Origin of the sequence: Pseudomonas sp. FW300-N2A2 (assembly GCF_017351735.1) — a bacterium.
In the GTDB taxonomy this organism is placed as follows: domain Bacteria; phylum Pseudomonadota; class Gammaproteobacteria; order Pseudomonadales; family Pseudomonadaceae; genus Aquipseudomonas; species Aquipseudomonas migulae.
Genome location: NZ_JACNDU010000003.1, coordinates 76,376 through 94,052 on the forward strand (window position 1 = coordinate 76,376; position 17,677 = coordinate 94,052).

The following is a 17,677-nucleotide window of genomic DNA, read 5'->3' on the forward strand; positions in this document are numbered from 1 at the left end:
AAGCCCTGTGAATGCGGTTAGACTAGGCTCAGGCAGGACCTTGAGCCATTTCGATTTCCCAGCATTTTCGATAAGTAAAACTTATGGATTTTAAACAACTGCGTTATTTCGTCGCGGTCTACGAAGAGGGCCATGTGGGCCGGGCCGCCGAGCGGCTTTCAATCTCCCAACCGGCACTCTCCCAACAGATTCGCCAGCTTGAACAACACCTCGATGTGAGCCTGTTCGAGCGCAGCAGTAAACGCTTGCTGCCGACCCTGGCCGCGCACACGTTGTACAACCACGCCCTGCCCTTGCTCGATGGCCTGCAACGGGCGCGTGAAGCATTGGGCAACTTCAAGGGACAAGCGCTGCGCACCCTGGCCATTGGCGTGCTGCAAACCGTCCACACCAGCCTGGTGCCGCAGATGCTCGAACGCGTGCGCAAGGCGCAGCCGCACCTGGTGGTGCAGATCTATGAACTGACGGGACTGGAAATCGAACGACGGCTGCTCAACGGTTCGCTGGACATCGGCATCAGTTACCTGCCGCCCCGTCAGCCGGGGCTACACGGCGTGATGCTGTACGAAGATGAACTGACACTGGTCATCCCGGCGGATCATCCGCTGCGCGAATTCAAGAAAGTTTCCATGAGTCAGGCCGCCGAGTTGCCGATGTTGCTGCTGGGTGAAGAGTTTCAAGTGCGACAGATCTGGCAGACGCAACTGGCCAGCCTGGGACGACGCCCGCAAGTGCAGGCAGAACTGAACAACATGGCGGGGATTCTCGACAGCCTGCCGCACACACGGTTGGCGACCGTCCTGCCCGGCCGCTCGCAGAAGATGCTGGGCAATGACGAACTGCTCTGGAAGCCGCTGACCGAGCCACGGGTGCCATTGAAAGTCGGGTTGGTGTGTCGCGATGTGCAACGGCAACAAGCGTCATTGGCGTTGTTGCGGACCTTGCTTGAAGAAGTGATGAATGGCCCGAATGAAGTCCCGACAACCCTGGACGGGATGAGCTGACTACTTTTCTGCGGGCAAAAGAAAACCCCGCCGAAGCGGGGCTTTGCAGACTGTTTCCCTGACATCCATTTCACTCCGCCGTCCTGGCAGAATCCTACGTGTCCGTGTTGTTGCTTTGCGCTTCCTGCGCGACGTCCATGTGAAGTAGATTAGCCGTGGATCCAATTTGCACCTATGGGAGAAAAGCAGCACGTCATGTAAGAGAATGCTTACATGACGTTACATTGTCAGAACTGCGCCGCGTCCAGCAGGAACAGCGACTCGCTACCGGCCTTCACCGACGCACTCAACGAGTGAATACGCGGCAGCAGGCGTGCGAAATAGAACCGCGCCGTGCCCAATTTGCTCGCGTAGAAATCGTCCTGCGCTTCTTTGCCGAAGGCGGCCTTGGCCATCAGTGCCCACATGTAGGCGTAAGCCACGTAACCGAAAGTTTGCAGGTATTCGACCGAAGCCGCACCGATTTCATTCGGGTTGTTTTTCGCCCGATCCAGCAACCACGCCGTCAGTTCGTCGAGGGTGGTCACAGCATCGTTCAGCGGCTTGGTGAACTCGTCCAGCTCAGTGCTGGCTGTCGCGGTGAAGTGACGAATCTCGTCGGCGAACAGGTTGTAGAACGCCCCGCCGCTGCCAACGATCTTGCGTCCTACAAGGTCCAGCGCCTGGATGCCGTTGGTGCCTTCGTAGATCTGAGTGATGCGCACATCGCGAACCAGTTGTTCCTGGCCCCACTCACGGATGTAACCGTGGCCGCCGAAAACCTGCTGGCCGTGAACGGTGGTTTCCAGACCGAGGTCAGTCAGGAATGCCTTGGCTACCGGGGTCAGCAGCGCCACCAGGTCTTCCGCGCGTTTGCGGGTGGTCGCGTCTTCACTGAACTTGGCGGTGTCCAGTTGCATGGCCACGTAAGTCGAGAAAGCACGGCCGCCTTCGTTCGAGGCTTTCATGGTCAGCAGCATGCGACGCACGTCCGGGTGGACGATGATCGGGTCGGCCACTTTGTCCTTGTTCTGCGCGCCGGTCGGCGAACGGCTTTGCAGGCGGTCGCGGGCGTATTCAACGGCGTTCTGGTAAGAACGTTCGCCAGAGGCCAGGCCCTGGATACCGACGCCCAGACGCTCGTAGTTCATCATGGTGAACATCGCCGCCAGGCCTTTGTTCGGCTCGCCGACCAGGTAACCCACGGCTTCGTCGAAGTTCATCACGCAAGTCGCGGAGGCCTGAATGCCCATCTTGTGTTCGATCGAACCGCAGGTCGCCGGGTTACGTGCACCGAGGCTGCCATCGGCATTGACCATGAACTTCGGTACCAGGAACAGCGAAATGCCTTTCGGCCCCGCCGGTGCATCCGGCAGTTTGGCGAGTACCAGGTGAATGATGTTCTCGGTCAGGTCGTGTTCGCCGCCGGTGATGAAAATCTTGGTGCCGCTGACGTTGTAGGAACCGTCCGCCTGAGGCTCAGCCTTGGTGCGGATGATGCCCAGGTCTGTACCGGCGTGAGGCTCGGTCAGGCACATGGAACCGGCCCAGACGCCGGCGTACATGTTCGGCAGGTAGGCGGCTTTCAGCTCGTCGCTGGCGTGGGCGTTGATCGACAGGCAAGCACCGGCGGTCAGCATCGGGTACAAGCCGAACGACAGGCTCGCGGAGTTGACCATTTCTTCGACCTGGGCCGAAACCGCCTTGGGCATGCCCATGCCGCCGTAGGTCGGATCGCCACCGACGCCGACCCAACCGCCTTCAGCGTAAGTCTGATAAGCCTGTGGGAAACCTGCCGGCGTGGTGACAGCGCCGTCCGCCCAATGGCAACCTTCTTCGTCAGCCGCACGGCTCAGGGGCGCGATACTTTTGCTGGTGACCTTGCCGGCCTCTTCAAGAATGGCTTCAACGGTTTCTGCGTCGACGGTATCGGCCAGTGCAGGCAACTCGGCCCAGAGCTTGGCGACCTCGAATACTTCATTGAGGACGAAGCGCATATCGCGCAGGGGCGCTTTGTAGTCAGCCATGGCAAACCTCGCAGGATCTTTACAGGTGATTCGTAGGAAGAGTGTTTTCGTTGGGTCCGAGTGTAACCCAACAACTTTTGCGACACATAGGGTCAGGCTGTGACCGTTTTGTAATTTTTGGTCATTGCATTTTTGTGTCTGCGAGAACGCCTTCGCGGGCAAGCCTCGCTCCTACAGGGTTTGCGCCATTTCGATTTGGTGCATGACCTGTAGGAGCGAGCGATGCGGCGATCCGACTTGCCCGCGAAGCTTTTCAAACGCAACCGTTACACCGAGAACAACTCCGCTGGCAGTTGCATCAAGCAATCGCTACCCGCTTCGATAGCCGCGCGATGAGCGGCGGTGCGTGGCAGCAATCGCTTGAAGTAAAACTCGTTGGTCGCCAGTTTGCCCCGGCAGAAATCGGCATCGCCGCTGCCCGCAACCAGTTGCGCCTGAGCCACCAGCGCCATGCGCAGCCACAAGTAACCGAGGATGATGTAACCGCTGTACATCAGGTAATCCACCGACGCGGCGCCCACTTCGTCCGGATTCTTCATCGCGGCCATGCCGACCTGGGTAGTCAGTTCGCCCCACTGCTGGTTCAACCCGTTGAGTTGCGCCACGTAGCTGGCGAGTTGCGGATGATCGGCGTTCGCCGCGCAGAACTTGTGAACGATTTTGGTAAAACCGCGTAGCAGTTTGCCCTGGCTGCCGAGCACTTTGCGCCCGAGCAAATCCAGCGCCTGAATGCCGTTGGTGCCTTCGTAGATCGGTGCGATCCGGCAATCGCGAACCAACTGCTCCATGCCCCACTCACGAATGAAGCCGTGGCCGCCGAACACCTGCATGCCGTGGTTGGTCACTTCCAGCCCGGTGTCGGTCATGAAGGCCTTGCAGATCGGCGTCAGGAACGCCAACAGGTCTTCGGCGTCCTGCCGCGCGGTTTCATCCGGGCTCAGGTGCGCGGCATCCAGAAGTTGCGCGGTGAAGTAGGTCAGCGCGCGATTGCCTTCGTTGAAGGCCTTCATGGTCAGCAACATTCGACGCACATCTGGATGAACGATGATCGGGTCGGCGACTTTATCCGGTGCTTTCGGGCCGGTCAGCGAGCGCATCTGCAAACGATCATTGGCGTACTTGATCGCGCCCTGAAAACTCGCTTCCCCCAGACACAAACCCTGCATCCCGGTGCCGAGACGCGCATGGTTCATCATGGTGAACATGCAGTTCAGGCCCTTGTTCGGCTCACCGATCAAAAAGCCTTTGGCCTCGTCGAAGTTCAGCACGCAGGTGGCCGAGGCCTTGATACCCATTTTGTGTTCGATCGAGCCGCAGGAAACGCCGTTGCGCGCACCCGCCTCACCTTCGGCATCGGGTAGGAATTTAGGCACGATGAACAGCGAAATGCCCTTGGTGCCCGCAGGTGCATCCGGCAGTTTCGCCAGCACCAGGTGAATGATGTTGTCGCTCATGTCGTGTTCGCCGGCAGAGATGAAAATCTTGCTGCCGGAGATCGCGTAACTGCCATCCGCTGCCGGCACGGCGCGGGTCTTGATGATGCCCAGGTCTGTGCCGCAATGGGCTTCGGTCAGGCACATGGTGCCGGTCCATTGTCCCGCGGTGAGTTTGCTCAGGTAGGTGTTTTTCTGTTCTTCGGTGCCATGGGCGTGAATCGCCGACATCGCGCCGTGCGTCAGGCCCGGGTACATGCCCCAGGAAGTGTTGCTGGACCCGACCATCTCGCTGATGACCAGCCCCAGGGAACTCGGCAAGCCCTGGCCGCCATAAGCGGGATCGGCCGCCAGACCATGCCAGCCACCTTCCACGTATTGTGCGAAGGCTTGCTTGAAGCCTGTAGGCGTTGTCACCACGCCATTGTCGAAATGGCAGCCCTCTTCGTCGCCGCTGCGATTGAGCGGTGCGAGCACGTTCTCGCAGAACTTCGCGCCTTCTTCGAGGATCGCATTGACCATATCCGGGCTGGCATCCGTGGCGCCCAGTGCGGCGTAGTTGCTGTGAAAGTCGAAGACGTGGTCGATCAGAAAGCGCATGTCGCGCAGGGGAGCTTTGTACTCGGGCATGGTCATTTCTCCGGCAGCAGATTGATCAAACCTACTGCCGCCAACCACGCCTCACAATCACAGTCCAGACGCTGAATGCGCCATCATCACTCAACCCGCAGCCGCCTCGCGCACCGCACCACGACGGTTCTGACCGTAAGCCACCACGCAGTTTCGCCCGGCGCCTTTCGCGGCGTAGAGCGCCTCATCGGCGGACTTGAGCACTTTTTCCGGGTTGCGCTGTTCCACGCGTTCGGCGACGCCGATGCTGACGGTGACCGACACACTCGAAGCCCCTGATCCGGCACGACGCTGACGACCTTGCTGGTCATCCTGAGGACGGTTGTCCTGGTTACGCAGTTGAATGTTGTAGGTGGCGATGGATTCGCGGATGACTTCCAGGTGCGGCATGCACTCTTCAAGCGTCTTGCCCGCGAACACCAGCGCAAATTCCTCACCACCGTAGCGATACGCCCTACCGCCGCCGCCGATTTTCGACAGTTTGCTGGCTACCAGCCGCAGCACCTGATCGCCGACGTCGTGGCCGTGGGTGTCGTTGAATTTCTTGAAGTGGTCGACGTCGCTCATGGCCAGCACGTAATTGCGCCCCAGGCGCTGCATGCGTTCGTTCAACGCGCGGCGGCCAGGCAAACCGGTGAGCTCATCGCGGAAGGCCATTTGATAGGCTTCATGGGCAACCGCCGCAGCAATCATCAACATCACCTGGCTGCACATGATGTTCAGGGTGAACGGCAGGATGAACGTCTTCGGCAACGCCCAGAACAACCCGAGCAAACCCACCAACTGGGCGGCGTGCAAAGGTCTGGGGTTGCGCCAGTATTGCCAGCTCAGCAGCAGGAACGAGGCGATAAACACGGGGTAGGACAGCTGAATCAGGCTCATCCACGCGCCATGCAGGGCTGGCCAGCGGATTTCCGACAGCCACATCAACAGCGCCTGTGGGTAACTTTGCTCCAGGCCCAACGCCACGCTGCCGACGGCCAGCAACACTGCGAAACGCGCAATCATGTCCTGGAACAGATGGGTGCGTTCCTGCCACGCGGCGAATATGCCAAACATCAGCGGCAGCAACAGACAGCACAGGTGAAAGACCACGGCGGCGTCTTCACGCACTCTGCCGTTGTCGCGGTAATAGTCGGTCTGGGTGTCGAGCAGGTAGTAGGCGATGTACACCGTGACCATCAGAAACAGTTCACGCTGACGTCGGTAAACCGCGCAATAAGCGCCGCCGAGCAACAGCACCAACGTAGGCAGCACGTTGAACAGCGAAGTGAAGAAGACGTTCAGGTCCTTGACGTACGCAGCCGCCAGCCCCGCAAGCAAAAGCAGAAGTGAGGGTAGGAAATGACTGAAACGTACAGCGGAAGAACGCGGCAAGGGTAAAGCTCCGACCCGTCATGTCTATAGATGGCATTGTGCCCACTACTTTAACGGCAGTGACCCTGATTTTCTGAGTGATTTGCTAAGGTTTTTTTGACGCCGCATTACTGACTACTATCCGGCCAACCAGCAATTCACCGCTCCCCCATCAAAGGTCGTTACAAAAGACGGGAGAACTGCCCCCGACCGTGGTTTTTTTCACCAAAGTCGAGTTGAAAAAAAACCGCCACTCCCAAAGGAGCAGCGGTTTTTTCAGAAGGCTGCGTTAAGGCTTAGTAGCCCAGTGCGAAGTCTTCTTCTTTCATGTCCATCAGGTTGTTGGCGCCCGACAGCATGGTTGCAACGTGAGTGCGGGTACGCGGCAGGATGCGCTGGAAGTAGAAGCGCGCAGTCTGCAGCTTGGCGGTGTAGAACGCCGTTTCGGTGGTGCCGGCTGCCAGTTTCTCGGCCGCCAGACGTGCCATGTCAGCCCAGAAGTAGGCCAGGCAGGCGTAACCGGAGTACATCAGGTAGTCCACGGAAGCCGCGCCGACTTCTTCGCGGTCTTTCATGGCTGCCATACCGACCTTCATGGTCAGCTCGCCCCATTCTTTGTTGATTGCAGCCAGCGGTGCGACGAATTCCTGAACGGCTTCGTTGCCTTCGTTGGTCTGGCAGAACTTGTGGACGATCTTGGTGAAGCCTTTCAGGGCCTCGCCTTGAGTCATCAACACTTTGCGGCCCAGCAGGTCGAGTGCCTGGATGCCGGTGGTGCCTTCGTACAGCATCGAAATGCGGCTGTCGCGAACGTTCTGCTCCATGCCCCACTCGGCGATGAAGCCGTGGCCGCCGTAGATTTGCACGCCGTGGTTGGCGGATTCGAAACCGACTTCGGTCATGAAGGCTTTGGCGATTGGCGTCATGAACGCCAGCAGTGCGTCGGCTTTCTTCTTCTCTTCTTCGTCCACGCCGTACTTGACGATGTCGACTTGCTTGGCGGTGAAGTAAACCATTGCGCGGTTGCCTTCGGCGAACGCTTTCATGGTCAACAGCATGCGACGAACGTCAGGGTGCACGATGATCGGGTCGGCGGCTTTTTCCGGCGCTTTCGGGCCAGTCAGGGAGCGCATTTGCAGACGATCGCGAGCGTATTTCAGGCCGCCCTGGAAACCGATTTCGGCGTGGGCCAGGCCTTGCAGCGCGGTGCCCAGACGTGCGGTGTTCATGAAGGTGAACATGCAGTTCAGACCTTTGTTCGCCGGGCCGATCAGGAAACCGGTGGCCGCGTCGAAGTTCATCACGCAGGTGGCGTTGCCGTGGATGCCCATTTTGTGTTCCAGGGAACCACAGGACACGGCGTTGCGCGCACCGATCGAACCGTCTTCGTTCGGCATGAATTTCGGAACGATGAACAGCGAGATGCCTTTGGTGCCAGCCGGTGCATCCGGCAGGCGAGCCAGCACGATGTGGACGATGTTGTCGGCCATGTCGTGTTCACCGGCCGAGATGAAGATCTTGGTGCCGGAGACTTTGTAGGAACCGTCGGCCTGAGGTTCGGCCTTGGTGCGCAGCATGCCCAGGTCGGTGCCGCAGTGCGGTTCGGTCAGGCACATGGTGCCGGTCCATTCGCCGGAGACCAGTTTGGTCAGGTAGGCGTGTTGCTGCTCCGGCGTGCCGTGCTCGGAAATGGTGTTCATCGCGCCGTGCGACAGGCCCGGGTACATGCCCCACGACCAGTTGGCTTCGCCAACCATTTCGCTGACTGCCAGACCCAGAGACTCCGGCAGGCCCTGGCCGCCGTGCTCTACGTCGTGGGCCAGGCTTGGCCAGCCGCCTTCAACGAATTGCTTGTAGGCTTCTTTGAAGCCGGTCGGGGTTTTAACGCCGGACTCGCTCCAGGTGCAGCCTTCGGTGTCACCCACGCGGTTCAGCGGAGCCAGTACCTGCTCACAAAACTTGGCGCCTTCTTCGAGAATGGCGTCAACCATGTCCGGAGTTGCGTCCGAGCAAGCCGGAAGGCTCTGATAGTGCGCTTCGTAGCCGAGCAGTTCGTCACGAACGAAGCGAATATCACGCAAGGGGGCCTTGTAGTCAGGCATAGCGATAAACCTCTGCTGATGTAACCGGGAATGAACGACCGCGTTGATTTGTTGTGACGGTCAAACAGTTGTTTGAAACATACGTTTACGCCCAAATCTTGTCAAGCGCCGATCTTTTGCCGTTCGTCTTCACTCCCCGCGCAAAGCTGCACACGCGACAACGCAACGCCGTTGACTGAGCAACACGTCCTGCAGAAAAGTTTAGTTGGGAGAGAAGGACTTACACACAAAAACGCCGCGAAGGGTCGCGGCGTTGGCAGAGCGGTTTCAGCAGATGATCAAGCGAATGTGTCGATCAGCGTACCGAGCATTTCATCGGAAGCTTTGGCAACTTTGACACCGGCCTCGACCTGAAACTTGCCCTGAGCCATCTCGACCATGTTGCTGGCGAGGTCCGACTGCTGGCTGCGATCAACCGAGCGCAGGCGATTGACCTGAGCATCGGAGGACTGGCTGGTCACCGAACGCTCGACCGAATTGTTGGCAATCTGGCCGGAGGCTTGATCGACACGGTTCTGCCCCGTCTGAATAGTGCTCAGACCAGCATAAAAAGCGGTACTTCCTGAGATTTCCATGGGAGAACTCGTCCTACAAAGGATCAACAGCGGCCATTGAACCAGACCCGCCTGCAAAAGGCCCGACAAAAACACTAATGGCACAGAGCCTTGTCATAGGTAAAACCAGTGCTTGAAACCTCAGTCCAGCAAATCCAGCTGAAGGTGTTCCGCCACCGCCTCTGCCGTCACCACCTTGAGTTTCGGCACGCGCCCCAGGCACGGCGCGGGGATCCGCTCGGCCAGCGTGGCCAGGTTTTCTTCAAGGCGCGCGGTCTTGGCATCGATGATGTTGGCCACCCAACCCGCCAATTGCAAACCGTCACGGGCAATCGCCTCGGCCGTCAGCAACGCATGGTTGATGCAGCCCAGCCGTACGCCAACCACCAGAATCACCGGCAAACCCAGCGCCATGGCCAGGTCCGACAGGTTGTCCTGATCCGCCAGCGGCACGCGCCAGCCGCCAGCGCCTTCGATCAGGGTGAAATCTGCCTGCATCTCCAGAATCTGCTGCATTGGCATCAGCAACGATTGCACCGTCAACGCGACGCCGGCCTCGCGCGCCGCCAGATGCGGAGCGATGGCCGGTTCGAAGGCCACCGGATTGACCTGTGCATACGTCAGCGGCACTGAACATTCCGCTAGCAGCGCCAACGCATCGGCGTTGCGTAAGCCCTTGGGCGTCACGTCGCAACCGGAGGCCACCGGTTTTCCCGCCGCCGTACTCAGGCCGGCCAACCGCGCAGCATGCAGCAAACCCGCAGCCACGGTGGTCTTGCCGACATCGGTGTCAGTCCCGGTGATGAAATACGCTGCGCTCATAAGGGTTTCTCCAAAACGGCGTACACCACTTGATAAGTCGCCGGCAGGCCTTGGGCCTGACGAAACTGCTCATACGCCTCGACCAGGCCGAGGATCCGCGCCCTGCCGGTCAAACCACCCGGCCGACCGGGGTTCAGATTGTGCGCGCCCAGCGCCTTGAGTTCATGAGTCAGGCTGCGCACATCCGGGTAATGCAGCACGTGAGGACGGGTTTGCAGACTCGCGACCTTCAAACCGCTGGCCGCACACAGGTGTTGATAAACCCCGAACTCGCGGAAGCGGTTGACGTGCACCATGCCATCCACCTGACGCCAACTGTCTCGCAGCTCAAACAGTGTGCCCACGCACAGACTAGCAAACGCAAACATTCCACCGGGTTTCAGCACGCGATGGGCTTCACTGAGCACCGACGCGAAGTCCGCGCACCATTGCACCGCCAGGCTGGAGAAAATCAAATCACAGGTCGAATCCTGCAATGGCAACCGCTCCGCATCCCCGGCGATGAAGTGCGTGGCCCCGCCCAATGGGAGCGCGTGATTGAGCATGCCTTCGGCGATGTCCAGCGCCACGCCGTGACCGCCAGGAAAACGCTCACCCAGCACACGACTGAAATGCCCGGTGCCACAGCCCAGGTCCAGCCAGCGACCAGGCACGAAATCTTCCGGCAAACGGCTCAACAACTGGCTGCCGACGTCACGCTGCAATTCGGCCACGCTGTCGTAGCTGGCCGCCGCACGGGAAAAGGACGCCGCCACCTGGCGTTTGTCCGGCAGGCCGCCGGGCAGGCTGGGAAGGGATAAATCAGTCATCACCGGACTCATGCAAAAAGGCCTGGATCGCCCCCGCCACACCGTGAGGGTCTTCCAGAAGAAACGCGTGGCTGGCCTGTTCAATCAGACCGATTTCGACATCCGGCAGCAACGCCAGCAAATCCCCCGCCGCTTCGGCCGGAACCAGTCCGTCGAGGCCGGCGAACAGGTGCAACTGCGGGCCGCGGAACGCCTGCAACGCCTGACGGGTATCCAGTTGTGCCAGCAACTCCAGGCCGCTCATCAACACCGCAGCAGAGGCGTTTGGCGCACCACCGAGCAGCAGCCGCGACAGCCCGCGCGGGTCTTCGGCGCCTTGCGCGCACAGCAGCGAAAAGCGTTTCAAGGTCATGCGCGGATCGGCATTGCAGCCTGCCAGAAACGCATCAAACGTCTCGCCGGGCATCGCGCTCGGCCACTGTTCATGGGCAACAAAAGAAGGATTGCTCGCCAGGGTCAGCAAGCCGCAGCAACGATCACCGCGTCGCGCCGCCAACTCGGAGGCAAGCATGCCGCCGAGGGACCAGCCGCCAAGCCAGGCATCCTGAGGTACGGCCGAGTCGAGTTCGTCGAGCCATTCTTCAAGGTCGCTGGATTCCAAATCCGGCAACGGCTCAATCTCGACGCGCAGGTGTTCGTCCAGCCCCTGCAACGCAGCCGCCAAGGGTTCCAGCGGAGAAATCCCGAGACCCCAGCCGGGCAGCAGAATCAGGCGATTACGCATGGCTTGGCTCCGGTCCCAGTTGTTGAAAACAATCGGCCAGTCCATTTAACAATAGCTGCACCTGCGCCTCGCTGTGCGCGGCGGTCAGGGTTACCCGCAGACGGGCGCTGCCGGCGGGCACGGTCGGCGGACGAATCGCCGTGACCATCAAGCCGCGTTCGCGCAGCATCTGCGACAGTCGCACCGCACGCCCGGCGTCGCCGATCATGATCGGTTGAATGGGCGTGAAGCTGTCCATCAACTCCAGGCCGATCTGCTCGGCGCCGTCGCGGAACTGACGGATCAGCGTTTTCAGATGCTCACGCCGCCAGTGTTCGCTGCGCAGCAACTCCAGGCTTTTCAGCGTCGCACAGGCCAGGGCCGGCGGTTGGCTGGTGGTGTAAATGTAGGGACGGGCGAACTGGATCAGGCTCTCGATCAGCTCTTCGCTGCCGGCGACGAACGCGCCCGCCGTCCCGAACGCCTTGCCGAGGGTGCCGACCAGCACGGGCACGTCTTCCTGGCTCAGGCCGAAATGCTCGACGATCCCGCCACCGTTGGCACCCAGCGGACCAAAACCGTGCGCGTCATCGACCATCAGCCACGCACCTTTGGCCTTGGCTTCTCGGGCCAGCGCTGGCAGGTCGGCGATATCGCCGTCCATGCTGAACACACCGTCGGTGACCACCAGCGTATTGCCGGTGGCTTTCTCGAGACGATTGGCCAGACTCGCTGCATCGTTGTGCAGATAACGATTGAAACGCGCGCCGGACAACAGGCCGGCATCGAGCAACGAGGCGTGATTGAGGCGATCTTCCAGCACCGTATCGCCCTGCCCGACCAACGCGGTGACCGCACCGAGGTTGGCCATGTAGCCGGTGGTGAACAGCAACGCGCGCGGGCGGCCGGTCAAGTCAGCCAGCGCTTCTTCCAGCTCGTGATGTGGCGTGCTGTGGCCGATGACCAAATGCGAAGCGCCGCCGCCGACGCCCCATCGAGACGCCCCGGCGCGCCAAGCCTCGATCACTTGCGGATGATTGGCCAGGCCCAGGTAATCGTTGTTACAGAACGCCAGCAACGGCTGGCCATCGACCACCACTTCCGGGCCCTGAGGGCTTTCGAGCAAGGGGCGTTGGCGATAGAGATTTTCGGCACGACGGGCAGCAAGGCGTGCGGCGAGATCGAAAGACATGCAGGCCTCGCAAGTAAGGAAAACATACATAACCTGTAGGAGCGAGGCTTGCCCGCGAAGGGAACGCCGCGGCCTGACTGAGCGACCGCAGTGACTCTTTCGCGGGCAAGCCTCGCTCCTACAGGGTTTTGCGTTGGTTAGACGGCAGCGTTGTAGAACTGCTCGCTGCTCTTCTGCTCCACCAGCGCCTGCTCGATGGCGGCCTGATGCACTTCGTCGGCGTGCTCTTCGCGCGCTTCCGGCAGGATGCCGAGGCGCGAGAACAGTTGCATGTCCTTGTCGGCCTGCGGGTTGGCGGTGGTCAGCAGTTTGTCGCCGTAGAAAATCGAGTTCGCGCCGGCAAAGAACGCCAGGGCCTGCATCTGCTCGTTCATCGCTTCACGGCCGGCGGACAGGCGCACGTGGGACTTCGGCATCAGGATGCGCGCCACGGCGAGCATGCGGATGAAGTCGAACGGATCGATGTCTTCGGCGTTTTCCAGCGGCGTACCGGCGACTTTCACCAGCATGTTGATCGGCACCGACTCCGGATGCTCCGGCAGGTTGGCCAGCTGGATCAGCAGGTTGGCGCGGTCATCGAGGGACTCGCCCATGCCGAGGATGCCGCCGGAGCAGATCTTCATCCCCGAATCACGCACGTAGGCCAGGGTTTGCAGGCGCTCGCTGTACGTACGGGTCGTGATGATGCTGGTGTAGAAATCCGGCGAAGTGTCGAGGTTGTGGTTGTAGTAATCGAGGCCGGCCTTGGCCAGCGCTTCGGTCTGCTCCTGGTCCAGACGACCGAGGGTCATGCAGGTTTCCAGGCCCATGGCCTTCACGCCTTCGACCATCTTCAGCACGTAGGGCATGTCTTTGGCCGACGGGTGTTTCCACGCCGCGCCCATGCAGAAACGGGTCGAACCGATGGCTTTGGCGCGAGCGGCCTCTTCGAGGACCTTCTGCACTTCCATCAGTTTTTCTTTTTCCAGGCCGGTGTTGTAGTGACCGGACTGCGGACAATATTTGCAATCTTCCGGGCAGGCGCCGGTCTTGATCGAGAGCAGCGTGGAAACCTGGACGCGGTTGGCGTCGAAATGCGCGCGGTGCACGGTCTGCGCCTGAAACAGCAGGTCATTGAATGGCTGAACGAAGAGTGCTTTGACTTCGGCCAAAGACCAGTCATGACGCAGGGTTGCAGAGGTGCTGGCGCTCATGGGCGTTTCCTTTGTTTTATGCTGGGCAAGCGGTCGGGGGACGGAATACCCACAGACGCGACACGGATGTTCGGCATATTTAAGGAAGAGCGATGCGCTGTCAACCACGATACGAAGGACCGGTTTACATCTGGTTAAAAAACAACCAATCTTGTTTGCTCTGCGACGAGACGGCCGAAGAAGCCACGCCGATCTGCATGGCCTGCGAAACCGAGCTGCCCTGGCTCGGCGATCACTGCCAGACCTGCGCCCTGCCGTTACCCGCGGCGGGCCTGACGTGCGGCCCGTGCTTGCAGCAACCGCCGCCCTTCGAGCAAGTCATCGCCCCGTGGACCTATGGTTTTCCGGTCGACAGCCTGATCACCCGATTCAAGCACAGCGCGAAGTGGCCGTTTGGTCGCCTGCTCGCCGAACTTCTTGCTCAATACCTGCAACATCGCTTCGATGAAGGGCTGGAACGGCCAGATGCGTTGGTCCCCGTTCCGCTCTCCGCTAAACGTCTGCGTCTACGGGGTTTCAACCAGGCCGCGATGCTGGCCCGCTGGTTGAGCGCCAGCCTGGATATCCCCTGTGACGAACAGCTGCTCAAACGGATTCAGGACACCAGCGCGCAACAGGAGCTGAAGGCCGATGCGCGCAGGAAGAACCTGCGTAATGCTTTCGCGCTGATGCCCGGAGCGCTGATCAAGGGCCGTCACCTGGCGCTGGTTGACGACGTACTGACCACCGGCGCCACGGCCCAGGCATTGGCTCGTCTATTAATGGATGCCGGTGCCGCGCGAGTCGACGTCTACTGCCTGGCCCGCACGCCAAAACCCGGCAACGAGATTTGATTCAAGGACACAAAATCTGTGGGAGCGAGCCTGCTCGCGATGAGGGCATTACAGTCAACATTGATGTGACTGATACACCGCCATCGCGAGCAGGCTCGCTCCCACAGGAATCGTGGCTGACTTGACTCCCGCGCCCCAAGCCGCCAACGTCCTCACCATCATCACCCGCCAAAGCGTCTCGCCATGTCCTTGCCTACGTTGTTGTCCCAGCACATCGTCCGTCGCCCGCAGCGCATCGCCTTGCTGCAACACATCGCCGAACAGGGCTCGATCACTCGCGCTGCGAAAAGCGCGGGCCTGAGTTACAAAGCGGCATGGGATGCCATCGACGAGCTGAACAACCTCGCGCAGAAACCGCTGGTGGAGCGCAGCGTCGGCGGCAAGGGCGGCGGTGGCGCCAAGCTGTCCAGCGAAGGCGAGCGCGTTTTGCGTCTGTATCAAAAGCTGCAAACGTTGCAGGCGCAGGTGCTGGAAGCGGCCGAAGACGCCAGCGACCTCAACCTGCTCGGCCGCCTGATGCTCAGAACCAGCGCGCGCAATCAATTGCACGGCAAAGTCGTGGAAATCGAAGTTCAGGGACGCAACGACCTGATCCGCCTGGAACTGGCTGAAGGCTTGATCCTCGTGGCGCAGATCACTCACGACAGCACCCTGCGCCTGGAACTGCAAACCGGCACCGAAGTCGTCGCCCTGATCAAGGCCGGCTGGCTCGACCTGTTGGGTATCGATGACGAGGCAACGCCCGGACACAATTGCCTGACCGGCACCCTTGAAGAAATCCTCGACGCCGAAGACGGCCCGAGTGAAGTGCGCATCGGCCTGCCCAATGGCCAGACGCTGTGCGCGCTGGCCGAACCGCTGCACTTGCGAACCCACGGTCTGGCCACCGGCAAAGCGCTGCGGGTGCAATTTTCCCCCTCCAATGTGCTGCTCGGTACACCGCTCTGAAACACAAGCGTCATTAACGCGCTTTAAGGTGACTGCAAAAACCAGCAGGGAGCCTGATGTGAGCCTATTAGAAGACAACCAATCCACCGACCTCGAGCAAATGGTCGGCCTCAGCCGTCGTGGTTTCATCAGCGCGGGCGCCCTGTGCGGTGCCGCGATGTTCCTCGGCGGCAACCTGCTGAGCCGCAGCGTGCTCGCGGCCAGTGTCAGCGCCGGCACCAGCAAACTGTTGGGTTTCGACAGCATTCCCGCCGCCACCAGCGACGCAATCACCCTGCCACCGGGCTACAAGTCTTCGGTGCTGATCAGCTGGGGCCAGCCGCTGCAAAAGAACGGTCCGGCATTTGATCCAAGCGGCAACGGCAGCGCCGAGCAACAGGAAGTCCAGTTCGGCGACAACAACGACGGCATGAGCCTGTTCGAGTTTCCGGGTGAGAAAGACCGGGCGCTGATGGCGATCAACAACGAATACACCAACTACCGCTACCTCTACCCGCACGGCGGCATGCCGCAATCGGCCGAAGAAGTGCGCAAGGCGCTGGCCTGCGAAGGCGTGTCGGTGATCGAGGTGCAGCGCAAGAACGGCCACTGGCAATTCGTTCAGGGCTCGCGCTACAACCGGCGCATTCACGGCAACGCACCGATCAGCCTCAGCGGCCCGGCCGCCGGCCACGCGCTGGTGAAAACCAGCGCCGACCCGCACGGCAAGAACGTGCTCGGCACCTTCCAGAACTGCGCCAACGGCAAGACGCCGTGGGGCACCTACCTGACCTGTGAAGAGAACTTCACCGACTGTTTCGGCAGCAGCAACGCCGAGCAGAAATTCGACGCGGCGCAGAAACGCTACGGTGCAGTGGCGACCAGTAAAGAGATCAACTGGCATCAACACGACGAGCGCTTCGACCTGGCGAAGAACCCCAACGAACTTAACCGTCATGGCTGGGTGGTGGAAATCGACCCGTTCGATCCGACATCGACACCGGTCAAGCGCACCGCGCTGGGCCGCTTCAAACATGAAAACGCGGCCCTGGCCGAAACCCATGACGGCCACGCCGTGGTGTACATGGGCGACGACGAACGCGGCGAGTTCATCTACAAGTTCGTCAGCCGCGACAAGATCAACCACAAGAACCCGAAAGCCAACCGCGACCTGCTGGACCACGGCACCTTGTACGTGGCGCGTTTCGACGCGGGCGACGGCAATGCCGATCACCCGAAAGGCCAGGGCGAGTGGATCGAGCTGACCCACGGCAAAAACGGCATCGACGCCAGCAGCGGTTTTGCCGATCAGGCCGAAGTGCTGATTCATGCACGCCTCGCCGCCACGGTGGTGAAAGCCACGCGCATGGACCGTCCGGAATGGATCGTCGTCAGTCCCAAGGACGGCCAGGTCTATTGCACGCTGACCAACAACGCCAAGCGCGGTGAAGACGGTCAGCCGGTGGGCGGGCCGAACCCGCGCGAGAAGAACGTCTACGGGCAGATTCTGCGCTGGCGCACCGACCGTGATGATCACGGCTCGAAAAGCTTTGCCTGGGATCTGTTTGTGGTCGCCGGCAACCCGGGTGTCCACGCCGGCACGCCGAAGGGTGGTTCGTCGAACATCACGCCGCAGAACATGTTCAACAGCCCGGACGGCCTGGGTTTCGACAAGGCCGGACGCTTGTGGATCCTGACCGATGGCGATTCGAGCAACGCCGGTGATTTTGCCGGCATGGGCAACAACCAGATGCTCTGTGCCGACCCGGTGACCGGTGAGATCCGTCGCTTCATGGTCGGGCCGGTGGGTTGCGAGGTGACGGGGATCAGCTTCTCTCCGGACCAGAAGACGCTGTTTGTCGGGATTCAGCATCCGGGGGAAAACGGTGGCTCGACGTTCCCTGAGCACCTGCCGAACGGCAAGCCGCGGTCGTCGGTGATGGCGATTTCCCGCGAAGACGGCGGGATCGTCGGCGCCTGATAAGGCCCCATCGCGAGCAGGCTCGCTCCCACACTGGATCTGCGACACACCACAAATCCCCTGTGGGAGCTAGCCTGCTAGCGATGGCAACACCACTCATCTCAAGCCTTAACACTAAAGAAGCCCCGTCTG

The 17,677-nt window shown here is 60.6% G+C and carries 14 protein-coding genes; 4 read left to right on the forward strand and 10 right to left on the reverse strand.

Annotated features, from left to right (window positions below):
* Window positions 1-83 precede the first annotated feature (83 nt).
* Window positions 84-1,004: a LysR family transcriptional regulator gene (locus J4E42_RS05990; protein WP_008024202.1), complete on the forward strand. Its 921-nt coding sequence runs from the start codon at window positions 84-86 to the stop codon at window positions 1,002-1,004.
* 227 nt (window positions 1,005-1,231) lie between these two features.
* Here J4E42_RS05990 and J4E42_RS05995 read toward each other — a convergent pair whose 3' ends face one another.
* The 10 genes from J4E42_RS05995 to bioB all read right to left on the reverse strand — a co-directional run bounded on the left by J4E42_RS05995 (window position 1,232) and on the right by bioB (window position 13,804).
* Window positions 1,232-3,010, reverse strand: a complete 1,779-nt coding sequence (locus J4E42_RS05995) for an acyl-CoA dehydrogenase C-terminal domain-containing protein (RefSeq protein WP_207284822.1) — start codon at window positions 3,008-3,010, stop codon at window positions 1,232-1,234.
* Between the two features lie 266 nt (window positions 3,011-3,276).
* Window positions 3,277-5,073 carry an acyl-CoA dehydrogenase C-terminal domain-containing protein gene (locus J4E42_RS06000; RefSeq protein WP_207284823.1) on the reverse strand — a complete coding sequence of 599 codons (1,797 nt, stop codon included), beginning with the start codon at window positions 5,071-5,073 and terminating at the stop codon, window positions 3,277-3,279.
* A gap of 90 nt (window positions 5,074-5,163) precedes the next feature.
* On the reverse strand, window positions 5,164-6,450 hold the full coding sequence (locus tag J4E42_RS06005) for a GGDEF domain-containing protein (RefSeq protein WP_008035909.1): 1,287 nt from the start codon (window positions 6,448-6,450) through the stop codon (window positions 5,164-5,166).
* A 275-nt stretch (window positions 6,451-6,725) separates the two neighbouring features.
* A complete protein-coding gene (locus J4E42_RS06010; RefSeq protein WP_008024212.1) occupies window positions 6,726-8,531 on the reverse strand; it encodes a phenylacyl-CoA dehydrogenase in 1,806 nt (601 codons plus the stop codon).
* A gap of 278 nt (window positions 8,532-8,809) precedes the next feature.
* The gene (locus tag J4E42_RS06015; protein ID WP_008024213.1) at window positions 8,810-9,106 is read right to left on the reverse strand and encodes a hypothetical protein; all 297 of its coding nucleotides are present in this window, start codon (window positions 9,104-9,106) and stop codon (window positions 8,810-8,812) included.
* 120 nt (window positions 9,107-9,226) lie between these two features.
* Entirely contained in the window at window positions 9,227-9,907 is a 681-nt protein-coding gene (gene bioD / locus J4E42_RS06020) for a dethiobiotin synthase (RefSeq protein ID WP_207284824.1), read from the reverse strand.
* On the reverse strand, window positions 9,904-10,716 hold the full coding sequence (gene bioC, locus J4E42_RS06025) for a malonyl-ACP O-methyltransferase BioC (protein ID WP_008035904.1): 813 nt from the start codon (window positions 10,714-10,716) through the stop codon (window positions 9,904-9,906). The genes bioD and bioC overlap by 4 nt, the downstream gene beginning before the upstream one ends.
* Window positions 10,709-11,440, reverse strand: coding sequence for an alpha/beta fold hydrolase (locus J4E42_RS06030; protein ID WP_008035901.1), 732 nt, complete (start codon window positions 11,438-11,440; stop codon window positions 10,709-10,711). Before J4E42_RS06030 ends, bioC begins: the two co-directional genes overlap by 8 nt.
* Window positions 11,433-12,611 carry an 8-amino-7-oxononanoate synthase gene (bioF, locus tag J4E42_RS06035; RefSeq protein ID WP_192227616.1) on the reverse strand — a complete coding sequence of 393 codons (1,179 nt, stop codon included), beginning with the start codon at window positions 12,609-12,611 and terminating at the stop codon, window positions 11,433-11,435. Before bioF ends, J4E42_RS06030 begins: the two co-directional genes overlap by 8 nt.
* Before the next feature lie 137 nt (window positions 12,612-12,748).
* Complete coding sequence (bioB, locus tag J4E42_RS06040) at window positions 12,749-13,804, reverse strand: biotin synthase BioB (protein ID WP_008024223.1); 1,056 nt, start codon at window positions 13,802-13,804, stop codon at window positions 12,749-12,751.
* A gap of 92 nt (window positions 13,805-13,896) precedes the next feature.
* Here bioB and J4E42_RS06045 point away from each other — a divergent pair, with 92 nt between their 5' ends.
* From J4E42_RS06045 to J4E42_RS06055, 3 genes are all read left to right on the forward strand, one after another.
* Window positions 13,897-14,637 (forward strand): ComF family protein, encoded by a 741-nt coding sequence (locus J4E42_RS06045; RefSeq protein ID WP_207284825.1) that lies wholly within the window; start codon window positions 13,897-13,899, stop codon window positions 14,635-14,637.
* 183 nt (window positions 14,638-14,820) lie between these two features.
* On the forward strand, window positions 14,821-15,585 hold the full coding sequence (locus J4E42_RS06050; RefSeq protein ID WP_207284826.1) for a TOBE domain-containing protein: 765 nt from the start codon (window positions 14,821-14,823) through the stop codon (window positions 15,583-15,585).
* A gap of 58 nt (window positions 15,586-15,643) precedes the next feature.
* The gene (locus tag J4E42_RS06055; protein WP_207284827.1) at window positions 15,644-17,545 is read left to right on the forward strand and encodes a PhoX family phosphatase; all 1,902 of its coding nucleotides are present in this window, start codon (window positions 15,644-15,646) and stop codon (window positions 17,543-17,545) included.
* Window positions 17,546-17,677 lie beyond the last annotated feature (132 nt).